The following is a 21587-nucleotide window of genomic DNA, read 5'->3' as shown; positions in this document are numbered from 1 at the left end:
GCATGCCAGAGCGCTACCCCGCTGGAAACGACCTCAGAATGGGGGCGGTTCGTAGGTGGCGGTGAGCCAGGCCTGGTGTTGGCGTTCGCGTTCGGCGATGATCTCGATGCGTTGGCGGCGTTCGGCGGCGATTCGAGCCTGACGTTGCTGCTCACGGCTCCGGCGCCGCCGCGGCCTCAGGGCCATCTTGTGAGGGACGTCCTCGGGTACCGAGATATCGGGTAGCGGCGCGGTCGGGGTTGCCAACACCGGAAACAACAGCCCACCAAGCGGTTCGGTGGCATACACGTGTCCGGTCGGCGCGGTGAGCACCACGGTGCCGTCGCAACGCTGCTCATCACGCCAACCATCGGCCCCGGTGAGGAAGGTCTTGATCATGTGATGGGCACGGCAGTAATGCTTGAGTCCCGACGGATGGGTCACACCGAACGGCCACCGGGTCGTGTGGTCCACATCGCAGCGCTCCGCCGGAGCGTCACAGCCCGGGAACCGGCACCTCAGATCGCGCCACCGCAGAAAATCCCGCAGCGCCCCCGATGGCCGGTAACCCTTTTCTTGCCCGACCGGCCACCGCACCGGCAGCAACGTGGCCCCCTTGGCTGCCTCCCGAACCGCTTCGGCGGGCAACACCCCGAACCCCGCCAGGTAGCCCGCCCGGTCACCGGTACCCTCCACCGTGGCCTGCTCGGCCAGAATGTGGATCACCACCTGAGCCGCGGATTCCTGGAGCGCCACCGCCGGACACTGCTGGGCGCCGCATTGGCACACCAGACTCGTCTCGAGCCGACCCAACGCCCCTGCGGCGTCGGCGCGTAGCTGATTACGGGTCCGCGGATCATCACCGCACACCGTCGCAACGATGGCGTCCAGACGCTGATCCAGCGCCGCGGCGTCGCCGGCATTGAGCACTCCCGAAGCGAACGCCATCCCCGGCATATCGGGTATCACATCGAAATAGCGGTTGTCCTTGGCTGCTGGAGGCACCCGCACCCCGGCCGGATCGAAATCCGCCACAAACTGATCCACCCGATCCCGAAGCGCGTTCTTCGACAGCCGCATCCACCGCGACACCTTCGCCGCGACAGCCGCGTCCAGGGCACCGATCACGTCGTCGTCGACATTCCTGGTGCGGTTCAACACCATCTGCACCATCCGAAAGTCGATATCGCCGCGCGCAAACACCTCGGCAACCTTGGGCAACCGAGTGTGCAACGACACCGCCATCGACACCTGGCCACTGGCCCGCGACCGACTGATGTTCTGCGCCGCCGACACCTCTGCCGCCACCGCCTCCTGCACATCCATCTGCAGCCAGTCCGAATCGGCGTAATACACCTCACGGCACCGGAACAACTCCGCCACCGCCGCGAGCCGACGCGCAACCGCCACCGACTCGGCACGCGCCGCACAACCCATCACATCGATGAGCTCCCCCGGCGCCACCCCGTCGAACATACGTTCTATTCTGCCAGCGGGGTCGGACAATCGGGGCGGAGTATCGGTGCCTCGTGACTAGCCGTCCGGATACTGCTTGTCAGCGACCGCGACGCCGCCGAATCCACCCGCGGACGCGGTTGACAACCTCGGATCGTGCGCTGGCCGAGGATGATTCAGCGACCGGCTGATGGGCAGCGCCGGACTCATTGTTGGTGTCATCCGGGGTTGACTTCTCGGTCGCTTCAGCGGCGTCAGCCTGCTGCTCGACTTCTTCGGTCAGCTCTGCGGCATCAGCCTCAGACTCGACCGCGGCCTCGTGAACCACAGCAGCGTCGGCGACAGCCTCAGCCACCTCATCGCCCTCGACCGCGCCGAGACCCTCAACAGCCTCGGTGTCGCCGGCATCGACGTCGCCGACACCACCGACCGCGGCGTCACCCTCAACCTCGGCGGCCAGCTCCGCAGCATCACCCTCGACCTCGGCGGCCGCGTCACCCTCAACCTCGGCCGCCAGCTCCGCAGCATCACCCTCAGACTCGACCGCGGCCTCGTGAACCACAGCAGCGTCGGCAACAGCCTCAGCCAGTTCGCCGCCCTCGACCGCGCCGAGACCCTCAACCGCCTCGACGTCGCCGGCATCGACGTCGCCGACACCCGACACACCCTCGGGCCCGGCCTCAGTCACCGCATCGACATCAACCTCACCGACACCACCGACCGCGGCGTCACCCTCAACCTCGGCGGCCAGCTCCGCAGCATCACCCTCGACCTCGGCGGCCGCGTCACCCTCAACCTCGACCGCCAGCTCCGCAGCATCACCCTCAGACTCAACCGCCGCCTCGTGAACCACAGCAGCGTCGACAACAGCCTCAGCCAGTTCGCCGCCCTCGACCGCGCCAAGGCCCTCAACAGCCTCGGTGTCGCCGGCATCGACGTCGCCGACACCCGACACACCCTCAGGCCCGGCCTCAGTCACCGCATCGACATCAACCTCACCGACACCACCGACAGCCTCGTCACCCTCAACCTCGACAGCCGCGTCACCCTCAGCCTCGACCGCCGCGTCACCCTCCATCTCGGCCGCCAGCTCCGCAGCATCACCCTCGACCTCGGCGGCCGCGTCGTGAACCACAGCAGCGTCGGCAACAGCCCCAGTCACCGCATCGACATCGACCTCAGCGGTCTTGTCGCTCTCGTCCGCACCCACACGTTCCGTGTCGGGCTCTGCTCCCTCAAGCTCGGCGACCAGCGCATCGACATCGGTCTTGTCCTCTGATGTCTCCCTGGCCTCGTCTTCGTCGGCGACCTTGGCGGCCGCAGCGATGCCGACCGCAGAAGCGACCACAGCATCCTTCGCCATATCCGCGGCGTCCTCGGTCGGGTGATCACCGCGGAGACTCGCCGGATCCTCGCGGCCTTTGGGCGCAACCATGATGTAGACGACGGCACCGATGAAAACGAAGGTCGCGGTGAAGGTATTGACCCGGATCCCGGCAATCAGTGTCGCGGTGTCGCTACGCATCAACTCGATCCAGAACCGCCCGAGGCAGTAGCCCGCCACGTAGAGCGCGAACAGGCGGCCGTGCCCGATCCTGAACCGGCGATCGACCAGGATCAGAACCACGAAAACCAGTAGGTTCCAGAGCAACTCGTACAGGAAGGTCGGGTGGACGACCTGAATCAGCTCGCCGGTGGAAACGCCGTTGAGCGAGTCCGGCACGCCGGCCGAGTTCACCCGCTCGTAGATCTCCAGACCCCAGGGCACGGTGGTCTCCCGGCCGTAGAGCTCCTGGTTGAAGTAGTTGCCGAGACGGCCGATGCCCTGGGCGAGGACGATCCCCGGGGCGATCGCATCGCCGAATGCAGGCAACGGAATTCCCCGCCGCCGGCACGCGATCCACGCCCCCACCGCGCCGAACGCCACCGCACCCCAGATGCCGAGGCCGCCGTCCCAGATCCGCACCGCCGCGGCCGCACCGACGCCGTTGTCCCCGAAGTAGGTCGGCCAGTCCGTCATCACGTGATAGAGGCGTCCACCGATCAGGCCGAACGGCACCGCCCACAACGCCACGTCGTAGATGACGCCGGGCTCGCCGCCGCGCGCCGCCCACCGGCGGTCACCGATCACCAGCGCGGCAATGATCCCGACGATGATGAACAGCGCGTAGGCGCGCAGCGGGAACGGACCGAGATGCCAAACCCCCTGGGACGGACTGGGGATGTAGGCCAGCACCGATGTCGTCACGCAGTGATCCTCTGCCGCACACCGTCAGCGAGCTCCTCGGTCAACGACCGGATCGCCGGGAGACCCTCTTTCAGAGCGGACACCAGAGCAGATCCGACGATGACTCCGTCGGCGTACGCGCCGATCTCGGCCGCCTGCTCCCGGGAGCGCACACCGAGGCCCACGCCGACGGGAATATCAGAGACCGCCTTGACCCGGCTCACCAGCTCCGGGGCGGCATTCGACACCGCGTCGCGAGCGCCGGTCACCCCCATCGTGGAAGCCGCGTAGACGAAACCGCGCGACGCCTCCACGGTCTTCGCCAGGCGCTCCGGCGTCGACGACGGCGCCACCAGGAAGATGCGGTCGAGATCGTGGACGTCAGAGGCGGCCAGCCACTCGTCGGCTTCGTCCGGGATCAGATCCGGGGTGATCAGTCCCAGCCCGCCCGCCGACGCGAGATCGCGTGCGAACGTGTCCACACCTTTGCGCACCACCGGGTTCCAGTAGGTCATCACCACCGCGCGGCCGCCCGCGGCACTGATCGCCTCGACCGCCCGCAGCGCGTCGTACACCTTGACGCCGCCACGCAAGGCCACCTCCGTGGCTGCGGCGATCGTCGGTCCGTCCATCCCGGGGTCCGAATATGCGACCCCGACCTCCACGATGTCGCAACCGGCTTCGACCAGGGCGACCATGGCCTCGATCGAACCCTCGACATCAGGGAAACCGGTCGGCAGGTATCCGATCAGAGCTGAGCGACCCTCCGCGCGACAGGAATCGAAGAGGCTTGCCAGCCGGCTCATTTCGCCCCGTCCTCCAACAGCCCGAACCATTTGGCGGCCGTCTCGACATCCTTGTCGCCGCGACCCGAGACATTCACCAGGATGATCGCACCCGGCCCGAGCTCGCGGCCCAACTGCAGCGCTCCCGCGATGGCATGCGCGGATTCGATCGCCGGGATGATTCCCTCGGTGCGGCTCAGCAGCGAAAGCGCGTCCATCGCCTCGGTATCGGTGATGGGCCGGTACTGCGCCCGACCCACATCTTTGAGCAATGCGTGCTCGGGACCGACTCCGGGATAATCCAGACCCGCTGATATCGAATGCGATTCGACGGTCTGACCGTCCTCGTCCTGCAGCAGGTAGGAGTAGGAGCCCTGGAAAGCCCCCGGCGAGCCGCCGGTGAACGTAGCGGCGTGGCGACCGGTCTCGACACCGTCGCCGGCCGCCTCGTAGCCGACCAGCCGAACCTCAGGATCGTCGATGAAAGCATGGAAGATGCCGATGGCGTTGGAGCCGCCGCCCACGCACGCGACGACCGAGTCCGGCAGCCGTCCGGCCTGGTCCAGCATCTGCGCACGAGCCTCCAGACCGATCACCCGTTGGAAGTCGCGCACCATCATCGGGAACGGGTGAGGTCCGGCGGCCGTACCGAAGCAGTAATAGGTGCTGTCGGCATTGGCGACCCAGTCGCGGAATGTCTCGTTGATCGCGTCCTTCAACGTCTTGGAACCCGACTCGACGGCCACCACCGACGCTCCGAGCAGTCGCATCCGCGCGACGTTGAGCGCCTGCCGGGCGGTGTCGACCGCACCCATATAGATGACGCATTCCAAACCCATCAACGCGCAGGCCGTGGCCGTCGCAACGCCGTGCTGGCCGGCACCGGTCTCCGCGATGACGCGGGTCTTGCCCATCTGCTTGGCCAGCAGCGCCTGCCCCAACACGTTGTTGATCTTGTGAGATCCGGTGTGGTTGAGGTCTTCCCGCTTCAGGAAGATGCGGGCCCCGCCGGCATGCTCGCTGAGTCGTTCGGCTTCGTAGACCGGAGACGGACGGCCGGTGTAGTGCCGCTGCAGCCTGTCGAGCTCGTCGAGGAACGCCTGGTCACCGCGGGCCTTCTCGTAGGCGGCGGTCACCTCTTCGATGACAGCCATCAGCGCCTCGGGCACATACCTGCCGCCGTACACACCGAAGTGGCCCCGGGCGTCGGGATCGTGGGACGTCGGCTCAGCGACCGCCGCGCTGGCGCGCGGCAGTTCGGGGCCGGCGAACTCGGCCACTAACGAGCTGGTTTCGGGCACGACGGATGGGTACCCGCGGTGACCAGATCGGCCACCGCGCTGCGCGGATCACCACTGGTGACGAGGCCCTCGCCGACCAGCACCGCATCGGCGCCGGCCCCGGCGTAGGCCAGCAGATCGGCGGTGCCGCGCACGCCGGACTCCGCGACCCGGATCACCTTGCTCGGCAATCCGGGCGCGATCCGCGCGAAGCAGTCCCGGTCGACCTTCAGAGTCTTGAGATCGCGGGCGTTCACACCGATCACCGACGCCCCGGCCTCTAGTGCACGGTCGGCCTCTTCCTCGGTGTGCACCTCGACCAGCGCGGTCATACCCAACGATTCGGTGCGCTCCAGCAGCGACTCCAGCGCGGGCTGTTCGAGAGCCGCCACGATGAGCAACAGCATGTCCGCACCATGGGCTCGGGCCTCGTGGATCTGATAGGGCCGGATGATGAAGTCCTTGCGCAGCACCGGAATCGACACCGCGTGACGCACCGCGTCGAGATCGTCGAGCGACCCGTTGAAGCGCCGCTGTTCGGTCAAAACGCTGATGACCCGCGCGCCACCGTCCTGGTAGGCCCGAGCCAGATCGGCCGGGTCGGCGATGTCTGCCAACTCTCCTCGGGACGGGCTTGCGCGTTTGACCTCGGCGATCACCGCGATCCCCGGGGCGCGCAGCGCCGCCATCACGTCGAGCGGGGCCGAAGCACGCTGGGCCTGCTGCTTGACCTCGTCCAAGCTGACGACGGCTTCGCGAGCGGCAACGTCAGCGCGGACTCCCTCAATGATGGAGTCGAGCACGGTCGCCGAACCCATAGGCGTCGTATCCCTTCCCCAGACGGCCATTCGATTCCTAACGAAGGGTAGTCGCCACCAAGCCATACCTTGTCACCGCCCCTGGTTGTCCGGGTTGGTCGGATCGCGCCCGTCGTCGAGCGCATCCCAGATCATCCGCTCCGACATCGCCGAGGCGTGCGGCTCCTCCTCGGCTGCCCGACGCCGCGCGTACCGGGCCGCCTCGGCGCGACCGCGGGTCGCCGAGCGCATGAACAGGACGGCACCCAGCAGCGACAGCACCGCCGCGATCAACGCGACCACGGCACCGGCGTAGTGCCGCTGCGTGTCGAGTAGATCGGCCACCGGCACATCGGCGAGGCGGGCGGCACGTACCGCATCGTCGGCGATCACCCAGAGACTGATCGCCAGATAGCCCATGCCCGCGCTCGCGCCCGCGACCAGCACCGCCACAATCCGCAGCGACCAGCCACGCACCGCAAGCGCAGCCACCGCGGCGGCGAGCACCAGCAGTGCCAGCGGGATCAACGCCGTCGACCAGGCCGCGCCGGAGAGCGCCGTGGTCTTGGGCTGACCGAGTCCGTCGAAGGAGGTGATCTCCACCCAGGTGAGGCGTGATGCCCCCCACAGGCCCGCCGCGGCGAGCACCAGCAGCAGTTGCGCGACCCGGATCACGGCTCCCTCAATGTCTCTGCCGCCGCGATGGCGGCCAGAACCGCGCGGGCCTTGTTGGACGCCTCGTTGTACTCGTAGGGACCGTTGGAGTCGGCGACGACGCCGCCGCCGGCCTGCACGTAGGCGGTGCCGTCGCGCATCAGCGCGGTGCGGATCGCGATCGCGAAATCGGCGTTACCCGCGAAATCGAGATATCCGAGCACCCCGCCGTAGAGGCCGCGACGGGTCTTCTCCACCTCTTCGATCAGCTCCATCGCCCGGACCTTGGGCGCACCGGAGAGCGTCCCGGCCGGGAAGCAGGCGGTGACCGCGTCCAGCGCCGTCCTGTCCTCGGCAAGCAGCCCGGTCACCGTCGACACCAGGTGCATGACGTGGCTGTAGCGCTCGATGTGGCTGTAGTCCTCGACCTTCACCGTGCCCGGGCGGCAGACCCGTCCCAGATCGTTGCGACCCAGGTCGACGAGCATCAGGTGCTCGGCGCGTTCCTTCTCGTCGGACAACAGCTCCTTCTCCAGCAGCAGGTCGTCCTCCTCGGTGTCGCCGCGCCACCGGGTGCCTGCGATCGGGTGCGTCGTGGCGCGTCCGTCCTTGACGGTGACCAGCGCCTCGGGGCTGGAGCCGACGATCGAGAAGTCCAGTCCGCCGTGCTGATCGGGCACGTTGAGCAGATACATGTACGGGCTCGGGTTGGTCACCCGCAGCATCCGGTACACATCCAGCGGATCGGCGTCGGTGTCCATCTCGAAACGCTGCGACGGCACCACCTGGAACGCCTCACCCGCCTCGATGTCGCCGACCAGCTTGTCGACGATCGAGGTGTACTCCTCGACCGTGCGCTGCGAACGATGCACCGGCGCCGGCCGATCGAACGTCGCGATCGTCGAGGCCAGCGGTTCGGCCAGTGCGGAGGTCATCACGTCCAGGCGGGCGACGGCGTCGTCGTAGGCCCAGTCGACCCGCTCGTCGGTGCCGTTCCAGTTGACCGCGTTGGCCACCAGAGTGATCGTGCCTTCGTGATGGTCGACCGCGGCGATGTCGGTGGCCAGCAGCATCATCATGTCGGGCAGGCCGAGGTCATCGACGGTCAGTTCGGGCAACCGCTCCAGACGGCGGACCATGTCGTAGGTGAAGAAGCCGACCAGGCCCGACGACAGCGGCGGAAGGCCGGGCAGCGCGGCGGTCTCCAGCAGCGTCAGGGTCTGACGCAGTGCCTGCAGCGGGTCGCCACCAGCGGGCGCGTCCTGCGGGATGACACCGAGCCACACCGCCGCACCGTCACGCACCGTCAGCGCCGACGGTGCACCGGCCCCGATGAACGACCAGCGCGACCACGACCGCCCGTTTTCGGCGGACTCCAGCAGGAAGGTGCCGGGACGGTTGGCCGCAAGTTTGCGATAGGCCGACAGCGGCGTCTCGCTGTCGGCGAGCACCTTGCGGGTGACCGGGACGACGCGGTGCTCGGCGGCCAGCGCCCGGAAGTCTTCCCGCGACGTCGTCGCAGTATGCGATGAGCGCTCGCGCGAAGAGCCGGAGGGCAGGTTGGCGGTCGTCTGCACCCCGACATCCTCCCAGAAGTACCGTTGAGACCATGAATCGTGGTGATCGGGTGGCGGAGTTCGAACTGCCGGACCAGACCGGGACGACCAGGACGCTGACCCAGCTGCTCGCCGACGGACCGATCGTGCTGTTCTTCTACCCGGCAGCGATGACGCCGGGGTGCACCAAGGAGGCCTGCCATTTCCGCGACCTGGCGGCCGAGTTCGCGGCGGTCGGTGCGAGCCGGGTGGGCATCAGCGCCGACCCCGTCGACAAGCAGGCGAGATTCGCCGAGCAGCAGAACTTCGACTACCCGCTGCTATCGGACGTCGACGGTGTGGTCGCCACCCAGTTCGGGGTCAAGCGCGGGCTGCTCGGCAAACTCATGCCGGTGAAACGCACCACGTTCGTCATCGACACCGACCGCACCGTGCTGGAGATCATCGCCAGCGAATTCAGCATGGACACCCATGCCGACAAAGCCCTTGAGGCGTTACGCCGGCGCTCGTGACGCCGATGCTCGAACCCGTCCCCGTGCTGGAGCTCACCGATGTGACGTTCCGCCGCAACGGTAAACAGATCATCGACGGCATCTCGCTGACCGTCCACGAAGGTGAGCACTGGGCGTTGCTGGGCCCCAACGGCGCCGGGAAGAGCACGCTGCTGGGCTTCTGCGCGGCGATGACGTTTCCGTCGACAGGCACCGTGCGGATCCTCGGCGGCCACATGGGCCGGGTCGATCTGGCAAACCTGCGGCACCGCATCGGCCATGTGAACCCGCGCCATCGACTGCAGTACTCGCTGACGGTCCGGCAGGTGGTGTTGACCGGGATCACAGCCACCATCGACACCCCGATGCGCTGGACGGCGTCCGCAGCGGACGATGCGCGTGCCGACGCGATGATCGCCGCGGTCGGGCTGTCCCACAAAACCCATGACGTCTGGCCGACGCTGTCGCAGGGAGAACGCGGCCGCACCCTCATCGCGAGGGCTCTGATCGCCGAACCTCGATTGCTCCTGCTCGACGAACCGTCGACCGGACTCGACGTGGCGGCCCGGGAACAACTGCTGGAGACCCTCGACGGGCTCGACCAGACCCATCCCGAGGTGGCCTCGGTCCTGGTCACGCACCATCTCGAAGAGCTGCCGACGACCACGACGCACGCACTGCTCATCGCCGAGGGCCGCACGGTGGCCAGCGGACCGGCCCGCGAGACCATCACCACCGACACGGTCTCCGAGGCGTTCGCCCATCCGGTGGTGGTCGGCTACGACGACGGTCGCTGGACCGCGCGCGCCAAGGCCGTCCGAATCATCTAGGACTGGGGACCCAGCAGCAGGTCGGCGTCGAAGCAGGTGTGATCCCCGGTATGGCATGCGCCGCCGACCTGATCCACCTCGAGCAGGACGGTGTCACCGTCGCAATCCAAGCGCACCGAGTGCACCTGCTGGGTGTGACCCGACGTCAGACCCTTGATCCACTGTTCGCCGCGGGAACGCGAGAAGTACGTCGCCTCCCGGGTTTCCAGTGTGCGGGCCAGCGCGTCGTCGTCCATCCACGCCACCATGAGCACCTGACCGGTCGCGCGCTCCTGGACCACCGCGGTGAACAAGCCCTCGGCGTTGTGTTTGAGTCGCGCCGCGATCGCCGGGTCGAGGCCGCTCATCGCACGGTGATCCCTTCAGCCCGCATCGCCGCCTTCACCTCGCCGATGGTCAGATCGCGGAAGTGGAACACGCTTGCGGCGAGTACCGCGTCGGCTCCCGCAGCCACTGCCGGGGCGAAATGCTCGACCGCGCCGGCGCCGCCGCTGGCGATCACCGGCACCGTGACCGCACCGCGAACCGCGCGCAGCATGGCGAGGTCGAACCCGGCCTTGGTGCCGTCGGCATCCATCGAGTTCAGCAGAATCTCGCCCACCCCGAGCTCGGCGCCCCGCGCGGCCCATTCCACCGCATCGATCCCGGTGCCGCGCCGGCCGCCGTGGGTGGTGACCTCCCAGCCCGATGGCGTGGGCGTCGCGTCCCCGGGCACCGTCCGAGCGTCGACCGACAACACGATGCACTGCGAGCCGAACTGTCGGGACAGTTCGGAGAGCAGTTCGGGCGCGGCGATTGCCGCGGTGTTCACCGACACCTTGTCGGCACCGGCGCGCAGCAGTACGTCGACATCGGCGACCGAGCGCACACCGCCACCGACGGTCAGCGGTATGAACACCTGCTCGGCGGTCCGCCGTACCACCTCGAGCATCGTGGACCGGCCGGACGATGACGCGGTCACGTCCAGGAAGGTCAGCTCGTCGGCACCTTCGGCGTCGTAGGCGGCGGCGAGCTCGACCGGATCACCCGCGTCGCGCATGTTCGCGAAGTTGACCCCCTTGACCACCCGGCCGTCGTCGACGTCCAGGCACGGGATCACCCGGGTGGCGACATCGCTGGCCGGCTTCACAGGTAGTCCTTCGGATCACCGGCGGCCTGGATGAGCTGCAGGATCTCGCCGTGCACACCAGGTGCGGCCGCCAGCGCAGACGGCGAGGACGCTGTCCACTGTTGTCCGTCGAGGTCGGTGACGATGCCGCCCGCGGCCCGCACCAGGGCGACGCCGGCGGCGTGATCCCACACATGGTGGCCGAAACTGATTGCCCCACCTAAGATCCCGGCTGCAACATAGGCGAAGTCCACCCCGGTCGCGCCGTGCATCCGCATCCTTGAACACTCCCGGCTGAGATTCTCCAGCACTTTGATGCGGTACCGCCCCGGGTAGCGCCCCCGGGAGTCGATGTTGAAAGTCCCTGTGCCGACTATCGATTCGGCTAGAGTCACCGACTCGAGCGGGTCGAGGGCGTCGCCGTTGCACAGCACCGGCCGCCCGGCCATCGACGTGTAGCGCTGGCCCATGAACGGCAGCCAGGTCAGCCCGAGCACGGGCTCGCCCTCCCACAGCAGGCTGAGCAGGATCGCAGCCATCGGGGAACCGGCCGCGTAGTTGAACGTGCCGTCGATCGGGTCGAGCACCCACACCGACTCCGCCTCGACCGATTCGCCGCCGAACTCCTCTCCGTGTACACCGATTCCGGTCAATCGGGTCAGTTCGGCGACCACTCGTCGCTCGATGGCCAGGTCGATCTCGGTGGCGAAGTCGTTACCCTTCTTGGCGACGGCGGAGTCGGCGCGATGACCGGCGACGAACTGTGCCGATGCAGCGTCGAGGACACCGGCCGCGGTTTCCAGCAGGTCGGCCAGCTGTTGCGGCTCGGGCCTCACGCGCTGACCGCGCCCAGCGCCTGGGGCAACGTGAATCGCCCCGCGTAGAGCGCTTTCCCGACGATCGCACCCTCCACTCCACGGTCGGTCAGAGTCGCGATCGCACGCAGATCATCGAGGCTGGACACCCCACCGGACGCGATGACCGGAGCGTCGGTGCGCTCGCAGACCTGGTTCAACAGTTCGAGATTGGGCCCGTTGAGGGTGCCGTCCTTGGTCACGTCGGTGACCACGAACCGCGAACACCCCTCGCGGTCAAGGCGTTCGAGCACCTGCCACAGGTCACCGCCATCGGTCTCCCAGCCGCGACCGCGCAGCCGGTACCGGCCGTCCTCGATCTTGACGTCCAGCCCCACGGCGATCTTGTCCCCGTGTTCGGCGACCACCTTGGCGCACCACGCCGGATTCTCCAGGGCCGCGGTGCCGAGGTTGACCCGCGCGCAGCCGGTGGCCAGCGCTGCCGCCAGCGAAACGTCGTCGCGGATGCCGCCGGACAACTCGACCGCGACGTCGAGCTTGCCGACCACCTCGGCGAGCAGCTCGCGATTGGAGCCACGCCCGAACGCCGCGTCCAGGTCGACGAGGTGGATCCACTCTGCGCCGTCACGCTGCCAGGTCATCGCGGCGTCGAGCGCCGAACCGTACTCGGTCTCACTGCCGGCCTGCCCCTGCACCAGCCGCACCGCGCGGCCCTCGACGACGTCGACGGCGGGCAGCAGGATCAGCTTCGGTGTGGCACCTTCGGAATTCACGCTGGTCAACTTAGCGCCCTGACCCAGTTCGACAGTAATTCGGCGCCGGCGTCCCCGCTCTTCTCGGGATGGAACTGGGTCGCCGACAGCGGCCCGTCCTCGACTGCGGCCAGAAAGGGAACGTGATGGGTGGCCCACGTCAACAGGGCACTGTCGCGCCCCTCCCACTGCTGAGCGGCATAGGAGTGCACGAAGTAGAACCGGGTGTCACGGTCCATCCCCCTGAACAGCACGCTGTCGGCGGGCGCATCGACGACGTTCCAGCCCATATGCGGGATCACCGGAGCGTCCAATCGGATCACCGCACCGGGCCATTGGCCGCACCCGGCCGACTCCACCCCGAACTCCACGCCGCGGGTGAACAGGATCTGCATACCGACGCACACCCCGAGGACCGGCCGCCCAGCCGCCACCCGATCGGCGATGATCGTGTCGCCGTTGATCGCGCGCAACCCCGTCATGCACGCTTCGAACGCACCCACGCCGGGCACCACCAGCCCGTCGGCATTGGCAGCGGCTGCCGCATCGGCGGTGACCTCGACGTGCGCGCCGACGCGCTCCAGCGCGCGTTGGGCGGAACGCAGATTGCCCGATCCGTAGTCCAGAACGACGAGTTTCGTTGTCACAGAGTGCCTTTGGTCGACGGTACGCCGCTGACCCGCGGGTCGTATTCGACGGCTTGGCGCAGCGCGCGGGCGACCGCCTTGTATTCGGCTTCGGTGATGTGGTGCGGGTCGCGCCCGTAGAGCGTCCGCACATGGAGTGCGATGCGCGCGTTGAACGCCAGCGACTCGAACACATGCCGGTTGACGACGGTGTGGTAGGGCGCGGCCGAGCCGGCGATGGTGAATTCGACCATGTAATCCGGCTCACCGGTGTGGACGAAGTATGGGCGACCGGAGACGTCGACAGCCGCGTGAGCCAGCGTCTCGTCCATCGGGATGAACGCATCACCGAAGCGGCGGATGCCCTTCTTCTCGCCGAGCGCCTGCCCCAACGCCTGTCCCAGCACGATCGCCGTGTCCTCGATGGTGTGGTGTCCCTCGATCTCGATGTCGCCGACGGCCTTGATCGTGAGGTCGAAGCTGGCATGGCTGCCCAGCGAGGTCAGCATGTGATCGAAGAACGGCACACCGGTGTCGACGCTGACCTGACCGGTTCCGTCGAGGTCGAGCTCGACGGCGATATCGGACTCCCTGGTCTTGCGCTCGACCTTGGCGCGTCGGACGGGACGAACGGATTCGCTCACGGTGCTCCTATTCGGGCGCTGGCGGCCAGCAGCGCGTCGTTTTCTTCGGCCAGGCCGATGGTGGTGCGCAGATACCCGGGAATGCCGACGTCGCGGATCAGCACGCCCCGATCCAGGTAGCGCTGCCAGGTGGCGGGCGCATCGGCGAACTCACCGAAGAGCAGAAAGTTCGCGTCGCTCGGGATCACTCGGAAACCCATGTCGGTCAGCGCCGCAGACACCCGCTCGCGTTCCGCGATGAGCGTGGCGACGCTGCCCAGGGTGTCGTCGGCGTGCCGCAGCGCGGCACGCGCGGCGGCCTGGGTGACCGACGACAGGTGATAAGGGAGGCGGACCAACAGCATTGCGTCGATCACGGCGGGCGCGGCGACGAGGTAGCCGAGGCGGCCCCCGGCGAAGGCGAACGCCTTGCTCATGGTTCGGCTCACCACCAGCCTGGTCGGGTAGGCCTCGATCAGACCGATCGCGCTCGGCCGCGACGAGAACTCGCCATAGGCCTCGTCGACGATCACCATGCCGCTGGCGTGCTCGGACAGCGCGTCGAGCAGCAACCGCAGATCGTCGGGCGAGACACTCTGCCCGGACGGATTGTTGGGGCTGGTGACGAACACCACGTCGGGGCGGTGTTCCTTGATCGCGGTGGCGGCCACCGCGGCGTCCAGACCGAAGCCATCGGCCCGATTCGCTGCCAGCCAGCGGGTCTGGGTGCCGTCGGAGATGATCGGGTGCATCGAATAGGACGGCACGAAGCCGAGCGCGCTGCGGCCCGGCCCGCCGAACGCCTGCAGCAACTGCTGCAGGATCTCGTTGGAGCCGTTGGCGGCCCAGACGTTGTCCACGCCGATCCGGGTTCCGGTCTGCGTGCTCAGATACGCGGCCAAATCGGTACGAAGGGCCACGGCGTCGCGGTCGGGATAGCGGTGCAGCTCCGCTGCGGCATCCCGCACCGACTCGGCCACGTCGTCGATCAGCGCCCGGGTCGGAGGGTGCGGGTTCTCGTTGGTGTTCAGCCGGACCGGGACCGCCAGCTGCGGAGCGCCGTACGGGGATTTCCCGCGCAGGTCGTCGCGCAGCGGCAGATCGTCGAGCGTGACGTCGGCACCGGGAACGGCGTTGGTCACCTTTCGAACCTCCTGCGCACGGCCTCACCGTGGCTGGGCAGGTTCTCGGCATTGGCCAACGTGATCACATGGCCCGACACATCCTTGAGCGCCGCCTCGCTGTAGTCGACGACGTGGATCCCGCGCAGAAACGTCTGCACCGACAGCCCGCTGGAGTGCCGCGCGCAGCCCGCGGTGGGCAGCACATGGTTCGACCCTGCGCAGTAGTCCCCCAGGCTGACCGGTGCATACGGGCCGACGAAAATCGCACCCGCGGAACGGATCCGACCTGCCACCGCGGGCGCGTCGGCGGTCTGGATCTCCAGGTGCTCGGCGGCGTAGGCGTTGATGGTGCGCACACCGGCGTCCACGTCGTCGACCAGGACGATCGCCGACTGCGCACCGCGCAGCGCAGCGGTCACCCGATCGCGGTGCACAGTGGTCTGCAGCTGCACCGCCAACTCACGATCGGTGGCCTCGGCCAGCTCGACGCTGTCGGTGACCAGCACACTGGCCGCCATCTCATCGTGTTCGGCCTGGCTGATCAGGTCCGCGGCCACATGCACCGGGTCGGCGGTGTGGTCGGCCAGGATCGCGATTTCGGTAGGGCCGGCTTCGGCGTCGATGCCGACCTGCGAACGGCAGATGCGTTTGGCGGCGGTGACGTAGATGTTTCCGGGCCCGGTGATCATGTCCACCGGCGCCAGTTCGGTGCCTTCTCCCCTCGCTGCGTCTGGCCCGGCACCGTCGGTGTCCGTGCCGCCGTAGGCCATCAGCGCGACGGCTTGGGCGCCGCCGACCGCCCACACCTCCTCGACGCCGAGCAGCGCGGCCGCGGCCAGGATTGTCGGGTGCGGCAGCCCGGCGAAGGGTTCGGCGTTCCCCGCCTGGGGCGGGCTCGCGATCACCAGGGAGTCCACCCCGGCGGTCTGAGCCGGGACGACGTTCATCACGACACTGGACGGATAGACGGCATTGCCGCCGGGCACGTAGAGACCGACCCGTTCGACCGGCACCCAGCGCTCGGTCACGGTAGCGCCCGGGGCGAGTGTCGTGGTGGTGTCGGTGCGGCGCTGGTCGGCGTGCACGGCGCGGGCCCGGTCGATGGCCACCTCCAGCGCGGCGCGGACATCGACGTCGAGGCTGTGCAGAGCGTCGGCGAGTTTGTCGCCGGGCACCCGGACCCGATCGGGCCGGACGCCGTCGAAGGTCGCGCCGTACTCGAGCGCTGCCGCGACGCCGCGCGCGGCCACCGCATCCACGATCGGGCGGACCGTGGGCACGACGGCGTCGACATCGACGCCGCCGCGCGGCAGCGCAGCGCGCAAGCCGGCCGCCGACAGCGGCGTGGCACGCAGATCGATGCGCCGCAGAAGCCCTGGCGATACATTCACGCTGACCATTGTCCCAGAGCTGCACAAATCGGTATCGGAGGCGTCGTGTCCCATCAACCCGGCAGAAGCCAACACCCCAACAACGCACCTGGCGTGCCGATGATCTTCCCGCCGTGGTTCGAGAAATTGCAGATCAAGTACATCAACCCCATGCTGCGGCCGCTGTCGAGACGGATGCCGGGGCTGGGGGTGATCAAGCACCGGGGACGCACTTCGGGCAAGGACTACGAGACGATCGTCACGCCGTACCGCAAGGGGTCGGTGCTGGCGATCGGGCTGGCCCACGGGAAGACGAACTGGGTCAAGAACGTACTCGCCGCCGGAGAAGCCGACATCCAGATCGGACGCAAGTCACTGCACCTGGTCCGCCCGCGGGTGCTGCCTGCGGGCACCGAGGACCCGTCGCTGCCGCGGGTGGCACAGATGCTGGTGAAACGGTCCGGGGTTTTCGTCGCCGATATCGCTTGACCGGGCTGCCACACTCATCGTCATGGCATGGCAGATGTGGCTGGCGTTCCTCGGCGCGGCGATCGTGATCGCCGTGTCGCCGGGAGCGGGCGCCATCCAGTCGATGGCCACCGGCCTCACCCACGGTGTGCGCCGCGGCTACTGGAGCATCCTGGGTCTCGAAATCGGCCTGATGCTGCAGCTGACGCTGGTTGCCGTCGGGTTGGGTGCCGCGGTCGCCAACTCCATCCTGGCCTTCACCGTGATCAAGTGGGTCGGGGTGGCATACCTGGTGTACCTGGCGATCCGCCAGTGGCGCAGCGCGACGGTGGATCTGAACGCCCAACTGGACCGGGCGACCGGCGACGGGCGACGCGCACTGCTGGTGCGGGGTTTCCTGGTCAACGCCACCAATCCGAAGGGGCTGCTGTTCTTTCTGGCCGTGATGCCACAGTTCGTCGTGCCGACGTCGCCGCTCCTTCCGCAATACCTCGCGATCGGGGCCACGATGGTCGCCGTCGATGTGGTGGTGATGGGTCTCTACAGCGGACTGGCGGTACGCCTGCTGGCGTGGCTGCACACCCCGCGCCAGCAGACGCTGCTCAACCGGGTGTTCTCCGGCCTGTTCGCCGCTGCGGCCGTGGTGCTCTCGCTGCTGCGCCGGGGGCCGGCGCCGGCCTGACCGTCAGCGGCAGCGGCCGCTGATCGCGGTGCTCGCCGCTTCGGCATCCCGGAGTCTGGCCTCCTGGGCCGGATCGGTGTTCGGCGCACCGGCGGTGGCCGCCGCGGCGATGTCCATCAACTGAGCGGCGAAGGTGCGGATGTCCTCGGCGAGGTCGGCCGGTGTCGCCGGGTCCAGCCGGGCCAGCAGGTACTGTCCGCCGTCGAAAAGGGCCACCCGCGCGTTCGCGGCCGCCGCGAGCGCTCCGGCGATGTCACCGGATCCGCCCGGCGGTTCGACGTTGGTGTTGGTGGCGACGCCGGTGCGCACGGTGGCGAATGCCGCGCAGATGGCAGTCTCGGCCTCGGCGCGTTGCGCGTCGGTGTAGTCGGGCTCGCCGTCGAACGTGCGCACGGCCGCGAACACCGCGACACCGAGTGCGACCAGTGCCACCGCGAGGGCTGTTTTCATCGGCTACAGATCCAACCCGAGATCGAGCACCCGCACCGAATGCGTCAGTGCCCCGACTGCGAGGTAGTCCACCCCGGTTCCTGCGTAATCGGCGGCATTCTCCAGTGCCAGGCCACCCGAGGACTCCAATTTGGTCTTCGGCGAGCGCGCGTCGCGGCGCTGCACGGCGATCTGTGTCTGCCAGACCGGGAAATTGTCCAGCAGTACCAGCTCGACATCCTCGGCGAGCACCTCGTCGAGTTGCTCCAGTGAGTCCACCTCGACCTCGCAGGGCAGACCGGGCGCGGCGGCCCGCACCTCACGCAGCGCCGCAACCACCGACCCCGCGGCGGCCACGTGGTTGTCCTTGATCAGCGCGGCGTCGCCCAGACCCATCCGGTGGTTGGTGCCGCCGCCGACCCGCACCGCGTACTTCTGCAGTGCCCGCAGACCGGGAAGGGTTTTGCGGGTGTCCCGGATCTGCGCGGCCGTGCCGGACACGGCGTCCACCCAGGCGGCGGTCGCGGTCGCGACGCCCGACAGATGGCACAGCAGGTTCAGCGCCGTGCGTTCGGCGGTGAGCAGGCCGCGGGTCGGCGCCTCCACGGTCAGCGCCACTTCGCCGGCCGACAACCGGGCGCCGTCTTCGACCCGGGCGGCGACGCGGTAGCCGTCGGCGCCGAGCACTTCGTCGAAGACCAGCAGCACCAGCTCCAGACCGGCGACCACACCGGCCTCGCGGGACACCACCGATGCGGTGGTGCGCGCACCTGCGGCGACCGTGGCGATCGTGGTCACATCCGGTCCGTAGCGCAGGTCCTCGTCGAGGGCGCGGGCGATGACCGCGCGCGCCTCCACGCGCTCGTAGTCGGTCAGTGTCATCGGCATCCCACCGCCACCGCAGTCGGGCTCGCACCGCGGACCGCGCTGAACGCCTGCGCGGGGTCGGTGTCGGGGAAATCGGAACGGTGGTGGCATCCGCGGGACTCGGTGCGCGCCAGCGCCGCCGCCGCAACCGCCGACGCCACCGAGGTCAGTGCCGCATCTTCGAAGTCCTTTCGCGTCCGCAGCCGTCGCGGTGGCGCGTCAGCGAGTGCACCGGAAAGCTCACGCAGGCCCTCGGCGTTGCGCACCACGGACCCGTGCCGGGTCATCGCGCGTTGGATCTCGGCCCGTGGCAACGCCGGCCGAACCGGCGGCGCCGCGGCCAGAACCGCGCCGGGTCCGACACACTCCGCGTGCCGCGCGGCGGCCGCGCCCGCGCGTCCGCCGACCACCAGACCTTCCAGCAGGCTGTTGGAGGCGAGCCGGTTGGCTCCGTGCATGCCGGTGCGCGCCGCTTCGCCCGCGACGAACAGGCCGGCGACCTCGGTGCGCCCGTGCACATCGGTGACGACGCCGCCACAGCTGTAGTGCGCGCCCGGCACCACCGGGATCGGCTGCCGCGTCGCATCGATCCCGGCCGCCAGGCAGGCCGCGTTCACGGTGGGGAACCGCGTCGGGAAGTCGGCGACGCCACGCGCGTCGAGGTAGACGCACGGGTCTCCGGTGGCCGACAACCGCGCCTCGATCGCGGCTGCCACGACGTCCCGCGGCGCCAGGTCACCCAGCGGGTGCACTGCTGCGGTCACCGAGTGGCCTTGTCGATCGATCAGGATGGCGCCCTCGCCGCGCAGCGCTTCGGTGATCAGTGGGCGCCGGCCGCCCCCCTGACCGGTGTAGAGCATGGTCGGGTGGAACTGGACGAACTCCAGATCGCTGACCCCGACACCGGCCCACATCGCCAGCGCCACACCGTCGCCGGTCGACCCGTCGGGATTGGTGGTGGCCGAGTAGAGATGCCCGAGGCCGCCGGTCGCCAGGATCACCGAGGGTGCGTGCACCACACCGAGTCCGTCGGCGCTGAGCACGGCGACACCGGTCACCGTCGCGTCGTCGACGAGAAGTTCGAGCGCGACGTGATTGCGCCGAATGTCGAGATGGGCCGCGGCCAGGTCGAGTGCGCGCTGCACCTCCGCTCCCGTGGCGTCACCGCCGGCGTGGATGATGCGCCGACGGGAGTGCCCGCCCTCCCGGGTCAGTGCCCACCGTCCCGATGCGGCCGTGTCGAATCGCGCACCGGCCGAAACCAATTCGCTGACCGCTCGGTGGCCGTCGGCGACGATCGAATGGACCGCATCGACGTCGCACAGCCCCGCGCCCGCAACCAGGGTGTCTGCGACGTGGGCCTGCACCGAGTCGTCGTCCTCGCGCAGCCCATCGGGCAGCACCACCGCGATTCCGCCCTGCGCGTAGAACGTCGCGGTCTCGCCCGCCTTGCTCAGCAGCGTCACCTTCCGGCCGCTGCGATGCGCCGCGAGCGCGGCGGCCAAGCCGGCCACTCCGGTGCCGATGACGACCACGTCGGCACGCTGATGCCATCCCCCGGCACCCCCGCAGCCCGAGAACATGCTCATTCGCCGCCGCCGGGCTGCCCGATCTCGATCATGCGCTGCACGCTCTGTCGGGCGGCCGCTGCCACGTCACGATCCACGTGCACCTCATCGGCACCCTCGACCAGGCAACGCAGCATCGCAGCCGGGGTGATCATCTTCATGTAGCGGCACGATGCCCGGTCGTTGACCGCCCGGAAGTCGATGTCGGGTGCAGCCCGCCGCAACTGGTGCAGCATGCCGACCTCGGTGGCGACCAGAACCTGGCGCGCGCCGGTTTCCCGGGCCGCGTCGAGCATGCCGCCGGTGGACAGGATCTTCACCCGCTGCTCCGGAAACGCGCCCTCGCCGGCCAGATACAGAGCCGATGTGGCACAACCACATTCGGGGTGCACGAACAGCTCGGCGTCGGGATGGGCGCGGGCCTGATCGGCCAGCTCGTCACCGTTGATACCGGCGTGCACATGGCATTCACCCGCCCACACGTGCAGATTCTTGCGACCTGTCATCCGCCGGACGTGCGCGCCCAGGAACTGGTCGGGGCAGAACAGCACCTCCCGGTCCTCGGGGATCGAGGCCACCACGTCCACAGCGTTCGACGACGTGCAGCAGATGTCGGTCTCGGCCTTCACCGCGGCGGTGGTGTTCACGTAGGAGACCACGACCGCGCCGGGATGCTCGGCCTTCCATTCCCGCAGTTCGTCGGCAGTGATGGAGTCGGCCAGCGAGCAGCCTGCGCGCTCGTCCGGAATGAGCACCGTCTTGTCCGGTGACAGGATCTTGGCGGTCTCCGCCATGAAGTGGACGCCGGCGAACACGATGGTGTCTTCGGGAGCCTCGGCGGCGATGCGCGACAGCGCCAGCGAGTCACCGACGTGATCAGCGACATCCTGGATGGCGGGCAGCTGGTAGTTGTGCGCGAGCAGCGTCGCACCGCGCAGCCTGAGCAGACGACGCACCTCGTCCGCCCACTGCGCGTCCCCCTCGACGCCGGAGAACCCGCCCGGTCCGTCCACCACCCGGGCCGACAGTTGCGCGTCGAACATCCCAGCGAGCACCGTCATCGCTGACTCCTTCACCTGATCGAGGTTTTCGACTTACAAT

The 21587-nt window shown here is 68.6% G+C and carries 23 protein-coding genes; 4 read left to right on the top strand and 19 right to left on the bottom strand.

Translation table 11 applies throughout. The annotated features are described in order from the left end of the window. Positions 1 to 33: 33 nt before the first annotated feature. The 7 genes from ACNUDN_RS13400 to ACNUDN_RS13370 all read right to left on the bottom strand — a co-directional run bounded on the left by ACNUDN_RS13400 (position 34) and on the right by ACNUDN_RS13370 (position 8754). Positions 34 to 1455, bottom strand: a complete 1422-nt coding sequence (locus ACNUDN_RS13400) for an HNH endonuclease signature motif containing protein (protein WP_419122399.1) — start codon at positions 1453 to 1455, stop codon at positions 34 to 36. Between the two features lie 79 nt (positions 1456 to 1534). Then, positions 1535 to 3682: a prolipoprotein diacylglyceryl transferase gene (gene lgt / locus ACNUDN_RS13395; protein WP_431960012.1), complete on the bottom strand. Its 2148-nt coding sequence runs from the start codon at positions 3680 to 3682 to the stop codon at positions 1535 to 1537. Continuing rightward, the gene (gene trpA, locus ACNUDN_RS13390; RefSeq protein ID WP_419122397.1) at positions 3679 to 4497 is read right to left on the bottom strand and encodes a tryptophan synthase subunit alpha; all 819 of its coding nucleotides are present in this window, start codon (positions 4495 to 4497) and stop codon (positions 3679 to 3681) included. The genes lgt and trpA overlap by 4 nt, the downstream gene beginning before the upstream one ends. After that, positions 4464 to 5726, bottom strand: a complete 1263-nt coding sequence (gene trpB / locus ACNUDN_RS13385) for a tryptophan synthase subunit beta (protein WP_419125150.1) — start codon at positions 5724 to 5726, stop codon at positions 4464 to 4466. Before trpB ends, trpA begins: the two co-directional genes overlap by 34 nt. Next, positions 5726 to 6544, bottom strand: coding sequence for an indole-3-glycerol phosphate synthase TrpC (gene trpC / locus ACNUDN_RS13380; protein WP_419122396.1), 819 nt, complete (start codon positions 6542 to 6544; stop codon positions 5726 to 5728). The genes trpB and trpC overlap by 1 nt, the downstream gene beginning before the upstream one ends. Positions 6545 to 6616: 72 nt before the next feature. After that, positions 6617 to 7198: a TIGR02234 family membrane protein gene (locus ACNUDN_RS13375; protein WP_419122395.1), complete on the bottom strand. Its 582-nt coding sequence runs from the start codon at positions 7196 to 7198 to the stop codon at positions 6617 to 6619. Continuing rightward, positions 7195 to 8754, bottom strand: coding sequence for an anthranilate synthase component I (locus tag ACNUDN_RS13370; protein ID WP_419122394.1), 1560 nt, complete (start codon positions 8752 to 8754; stop codon positions 7195 to 7197). The genes ACNUDN_RS13375 and ACNUDN_RS13370 overlap by 4 nt, the downstream gene beginning before the upstream one ends. 32 nt (positions 8755 to 8786) lie before the next feature. Here ACNUDN_RS13370 and ACNUDN_RS13365 point away from each other — a divergent pair, with 32 nt between their 5' ends. Together ACNUDN_RS13365 and ACNUDN_RS13360 are read left to right on the top strand one after the other, a co-directional pair. Continuing rightward, on the top strand, positions 8787 to 9245 hold the full coding sequence (locus ACNUDN_RS13365) for a peroxiredoxin (RefSeq protein ID WP_419122393.1): 459 nt from the start codon (positions 8787 to 8789) through the stop codon (positions 9243 to 9245). 5 nt (positions 9246 to 9250) lie between these two features. Further along, positions 9251 to 10054 carry an ABC transporter ATP-binding protein gene (locus tag ACNUDN_RS13360; protein WP_419125149.1) on the top strand — a complete coding sequence of 268 codons (804 nt, stop codon included), beginning with the start codon at positions 9251 to 9253 and terminating at the stop codon, positions 10052 to 10054. On the opposite strand, the gene hisI is transcribed toward ACNUDN_RS13360, so the two are convergent. From hisI to hisD, 8 genes are read right to left on the bottom strand one after another with little or no spacing between them, the layout of a single operon-like run. After that, positions 10051 to 10401 carry a phosphoribosyl-AMP cyclohydrolase gene (hisI, locus tag ACNUDN_RS13355; protein ID WP_419122392.1) on the bottom strand — a complete coding sequence of 117 codons (351 nt, stop codon included), beginning with the start codon at positions 10399 to 10401 and terminating at the stop codon, positions 10051 to 10053. The two genes, ACNUDN_RS13360 and hisI, sit on opposite strands and share 4 nt — an antisense overlap. Continuing rightward, entirely contained in the window at positions 10398 to 11183 is a 786-nt protein-coding gene (hisF, locus tag ACNUDN_RS13350) for an imidazole glycerol phosphate synthase subunit HisF (protein WP_419122391.1), read from the bottom strand. The genes hisI and hisF overlap by 4 nt, the downstream gene beginning before the upstream one ends. Next, on the bottom strand, positions 11180 to 11998 hold the full coding sequence (locus ACNUDN_RS13345) for an inositol monophosphatase family protein (RefSeq protein WP_419122390.1): 819 nt from the start codon (positions 11996 to 11998) through the stop codon (positions 11180 to 11182). Before ACNUDN_RS13345 ends, hisF begins: the two co-directional genes overlap by 4 nt. After that, the gene (gene priA, locus ACNUDN_RS13340; RefSeq protein ID WP_419125148.1) at positions 11995 to 12723 is read right to left on the bottom strand and encodes a bifunctional 1-(5-phosphoribosyl)-5-((5-phosphoribosylamino)methylideneamino)imidazole-4-carboxamide isomerase/phosphoribosylanthranilate isomerase PriA; all 729 of its coding nucleotides are present in this window, start codon (positions 12721 to 12723) and stop codon (positions 11995 to 11997) included. The genes ACNUDN_RS13345 and priA overlap by 4 nt, the downstream gene beginning before the upstream one ends. Positions 12724 to 12755: 32 nt before the next feature. Beyond that, complete coding sequence (hisH, locus tag ACNUDN_RS13335) at positions 12756 to 13376, bottom strand: imidazole glycerol phosphate synthase subunit HisH (RefSeq protein ID WP_419122389.1); 621 nt, start codon at positions 13374 to 13376, stop codon at positions 12756 to 12758. Beyond that, the gene (gene hisB / locus ACNUDN_RS13330; RefSeq protein ID WP_419122388.1) at positions 13373 to 13999 is read right to left on the bottom strand and encodes an imidazoleglycerol-phosphate dehydratase HisB; all 627 of its coding nucleotides are present in this window, start codon (positions 13997 to 13999) and stop codon (positions 13373 to 13375) included. The genes hisH and hisB overlap by 4 nt, the downstream gene beginning before the upstream one ends. Continuing rightward, entirely contained in the window at positions 13996 to 15120 is a 1125-nt protein-coding gene (locus tag ACNUDN_RS13325) for a histidinol-phosphate transaminase (protein WP_419122387.1), read from the bottom strand. Before ACNUDN_RS13325 ends, hisB begins: the two co-directional genes overlap by 4 nt. Further along, positions 15117 to 16502 (bottom strand): histidinol dehydrogenase, encoded by a 1386-nt coding sequence (gene hisD, locus ACNUDN_RS13320; protein WP_419122386.1) that lies wholly within the window; start codon positions 16500 to 16502, stop codon positions 15117 to 15119. Before hisD ends, ACNUDN_RS13325 begins: the two co-directional genes overlap by 4 nt. 90 nt (positions 16503 to 16592) lie before the next feature. Between hisD and ACNUDN_RS13315 the strand changes: the two genes are divergently transcribed. After that, on the top strand, positions 16593 to 16961 hold the full coding sequence (locus ACNUDN_RS13315) for a nitroreductase family deazaflavin-dependent oxidoreductase (protein ID WP_419125147.1): 369 nt from the start codon (positions 16593 to 16595) through the stop codon (positions 16959 to 16961). A 22-nt stretch (positions 16962 to 16983) separates the two neighbouring features. After that, entirely contained in the window at positions 16984 to 17622 is a 639-nt protein-coding gene (locus ACNUDN_RS13310; RefSeq protein WP_419122385.1) for a LysE family transporter, read from the top strand. A 3-nt stretch (positions 17623 to 17625) separates the two neighbouring features. Here ACNUDN_RS13310 and ACNUDN_RS13305 read toward each other — a convergent pair whose 3' ends face one another. Genes ACNUDN_RS13305 through nadA form a run of 4 tightly spaced genes read right to left on the bottom strand, consistent with a single transcriptional unit; the run spans position 17626 to position 21547 of the window. Further along, positions 17626 to 18072 (bottom strand): hypothetical protein, encoded by a 447-nt coding sequence (locus ACNUDN_RS13305; protein WP_419122384.1) that lies wholly within the window; start codon positions 18070 to 18072, stop codon positions 17626 to 17628. 3 nt (positions 18073 to 18075) lie between these two features. Continuing rightward, complete coding sequence (nadC, locus tag ACNUDN_RS13300) at positions 18076 to 18933, bottom strand: carboxylating nicotinate-nucleotide diphosphorylase (protein ID WP_419122383.1); 858 nt, start codon at positions 18931 to 18933, stop codon at positions 18076 to 18078. Next, positions 18930 to 20507, bottom strand: a complete 1578-nt coding sequence (locus ACNUDN_RS13295) for an L-aspartate oxidase (RefSeq protein ID WP_419122382.1) — start codon at positions 20505 to 20507, stop codon at positions 18930 to 18932. The genes nadC and ACNUDN_RS13295 overlap by 4 nt, the downstream gene beginning before the upstream one ends. Then, positions 20504 to 21547, bottom strand: a complete 1044-nt coding sequence (gene nadA / locus ACNUDN_RS13290) for a quinolinate synthase NadA (protein ID WP_419122381.1) — start codon at positions 21545 to 21547, stop codon at positions 20504 to 20506. Before nadA ends, ACNUDN_RS13295 begins: the two co-directional genes overlap by 4 nt. Between the last annotated feature and the right edge of the window lie 40 nt (positions 21548 to 21587).

This window comes from Mycobacterium sp. smrl_JER01, assembly GCF_048513595.2.
In the GTDB taxonomy this organism is placed as follows: domain Bacteria; phylum Actinomycetota; class Actinomycetes; order Mycobacteriales; family Mycobacteriaceae; genus Mycobacterium.
This window is presented reverse-complemented; position numbering and strand designations above follow the sequence as displayed.

Excerpts from the sequence above, each read along its gene's own strand:
- ACNUDN_RS13400 (WP_419122399.1), bottom strand. The coding sequence starts at position 1,455 with ATGTTCGACGGGGTGGCGCCGGGGGAGCTCATCGATGTGATGGGTTGT.
- trpA (WP_419122397.1), bottom strand. The coding sequence starts at position 4,497 with ATGGTTCGGGCTGTTGGAGGACGGGGCGAAATGAGCCGGCTGGCAAGC.
- trpC (WP_419122396.1), bottom strand. The coding sequence starts at position 6,544 with ATGGGTTCGGCGACCGTGCTCGACTCCATCATTGAGGGAGTCCGCGCT.
- ACNUDN_RS13365 (WP_419122393.1), top strand. The coding sequence starts at position 8,787 with ATGAATCGTGGTGATCGGGTGGCGGAGTTCGAACTGCCGGACCAGACC.
- ACNUDN_RS13360 (WP_419125149.1), top strand. The coding sequence starts at position 9,251 with ATGCTCGAACCCGTCCCCGTGCTGGAGCTCACCGATGTGACGTTCCGC.
- hisI (WP_419122392.1), bottom strand. The coding sequence starts at position 10,401 with ATGAGCGGCCTCGACCCGGCGATCGCGGCGCGACTCAAACACAACGCC.
- hisD (WP_419122386.1), bottom strand. The coding sequence starts at position 16,502 with ATGGTCAGCGTGAATGTATCGCCAGGGCTTCTGCGGCGCATCGATCTG.
- ACNUDN_RS13315 (WP_419125147.1), top strand. The coding sequence starts at position 16,593 with ATGATCTTCCCGCCGTGGTTCGAGAAATTGCAGATCAAGTACATCAAC.
- ACNUDN_RS13310 (WP_419122385.1), top strand. The coding sequence starts at position 16,984 with ATGGCATGGCAGATGTGGCTGGCGTTCCTCGGCGCGGCGATCGTGATC.
- ACNUDN_RS13305 (WP_419122384.1), bottom strand. The coding sequence starts at position 18,072 with ATGAAAACAGCCCTCGCGGTGGCACTGGTCGCACTCGGTGTCGCGGTG.
- nadC (WP_419122383.1), bottom strand. The coding sequence starts at position 18,933 with ATGACACTGACCGACTACGAGCGCGTGGAGGCGCGCGCGGTCATCGCC.
- ACNUDN_RS13295 (WP_419122382.1), bottom strand. The coding sequence starts at position 20,507 with ATGAGCATGTTCTCGGGCTGCGGGGGTGCCGGGGGATGGCATCAGCGT.
- nadA (WP_419122381.1), bottom strand. The coding sequence starts at position 21,547 with ATGACGGTGCTCGCTGGGATGTTCGACGCGCAACTGTCGGCCCGGGTG.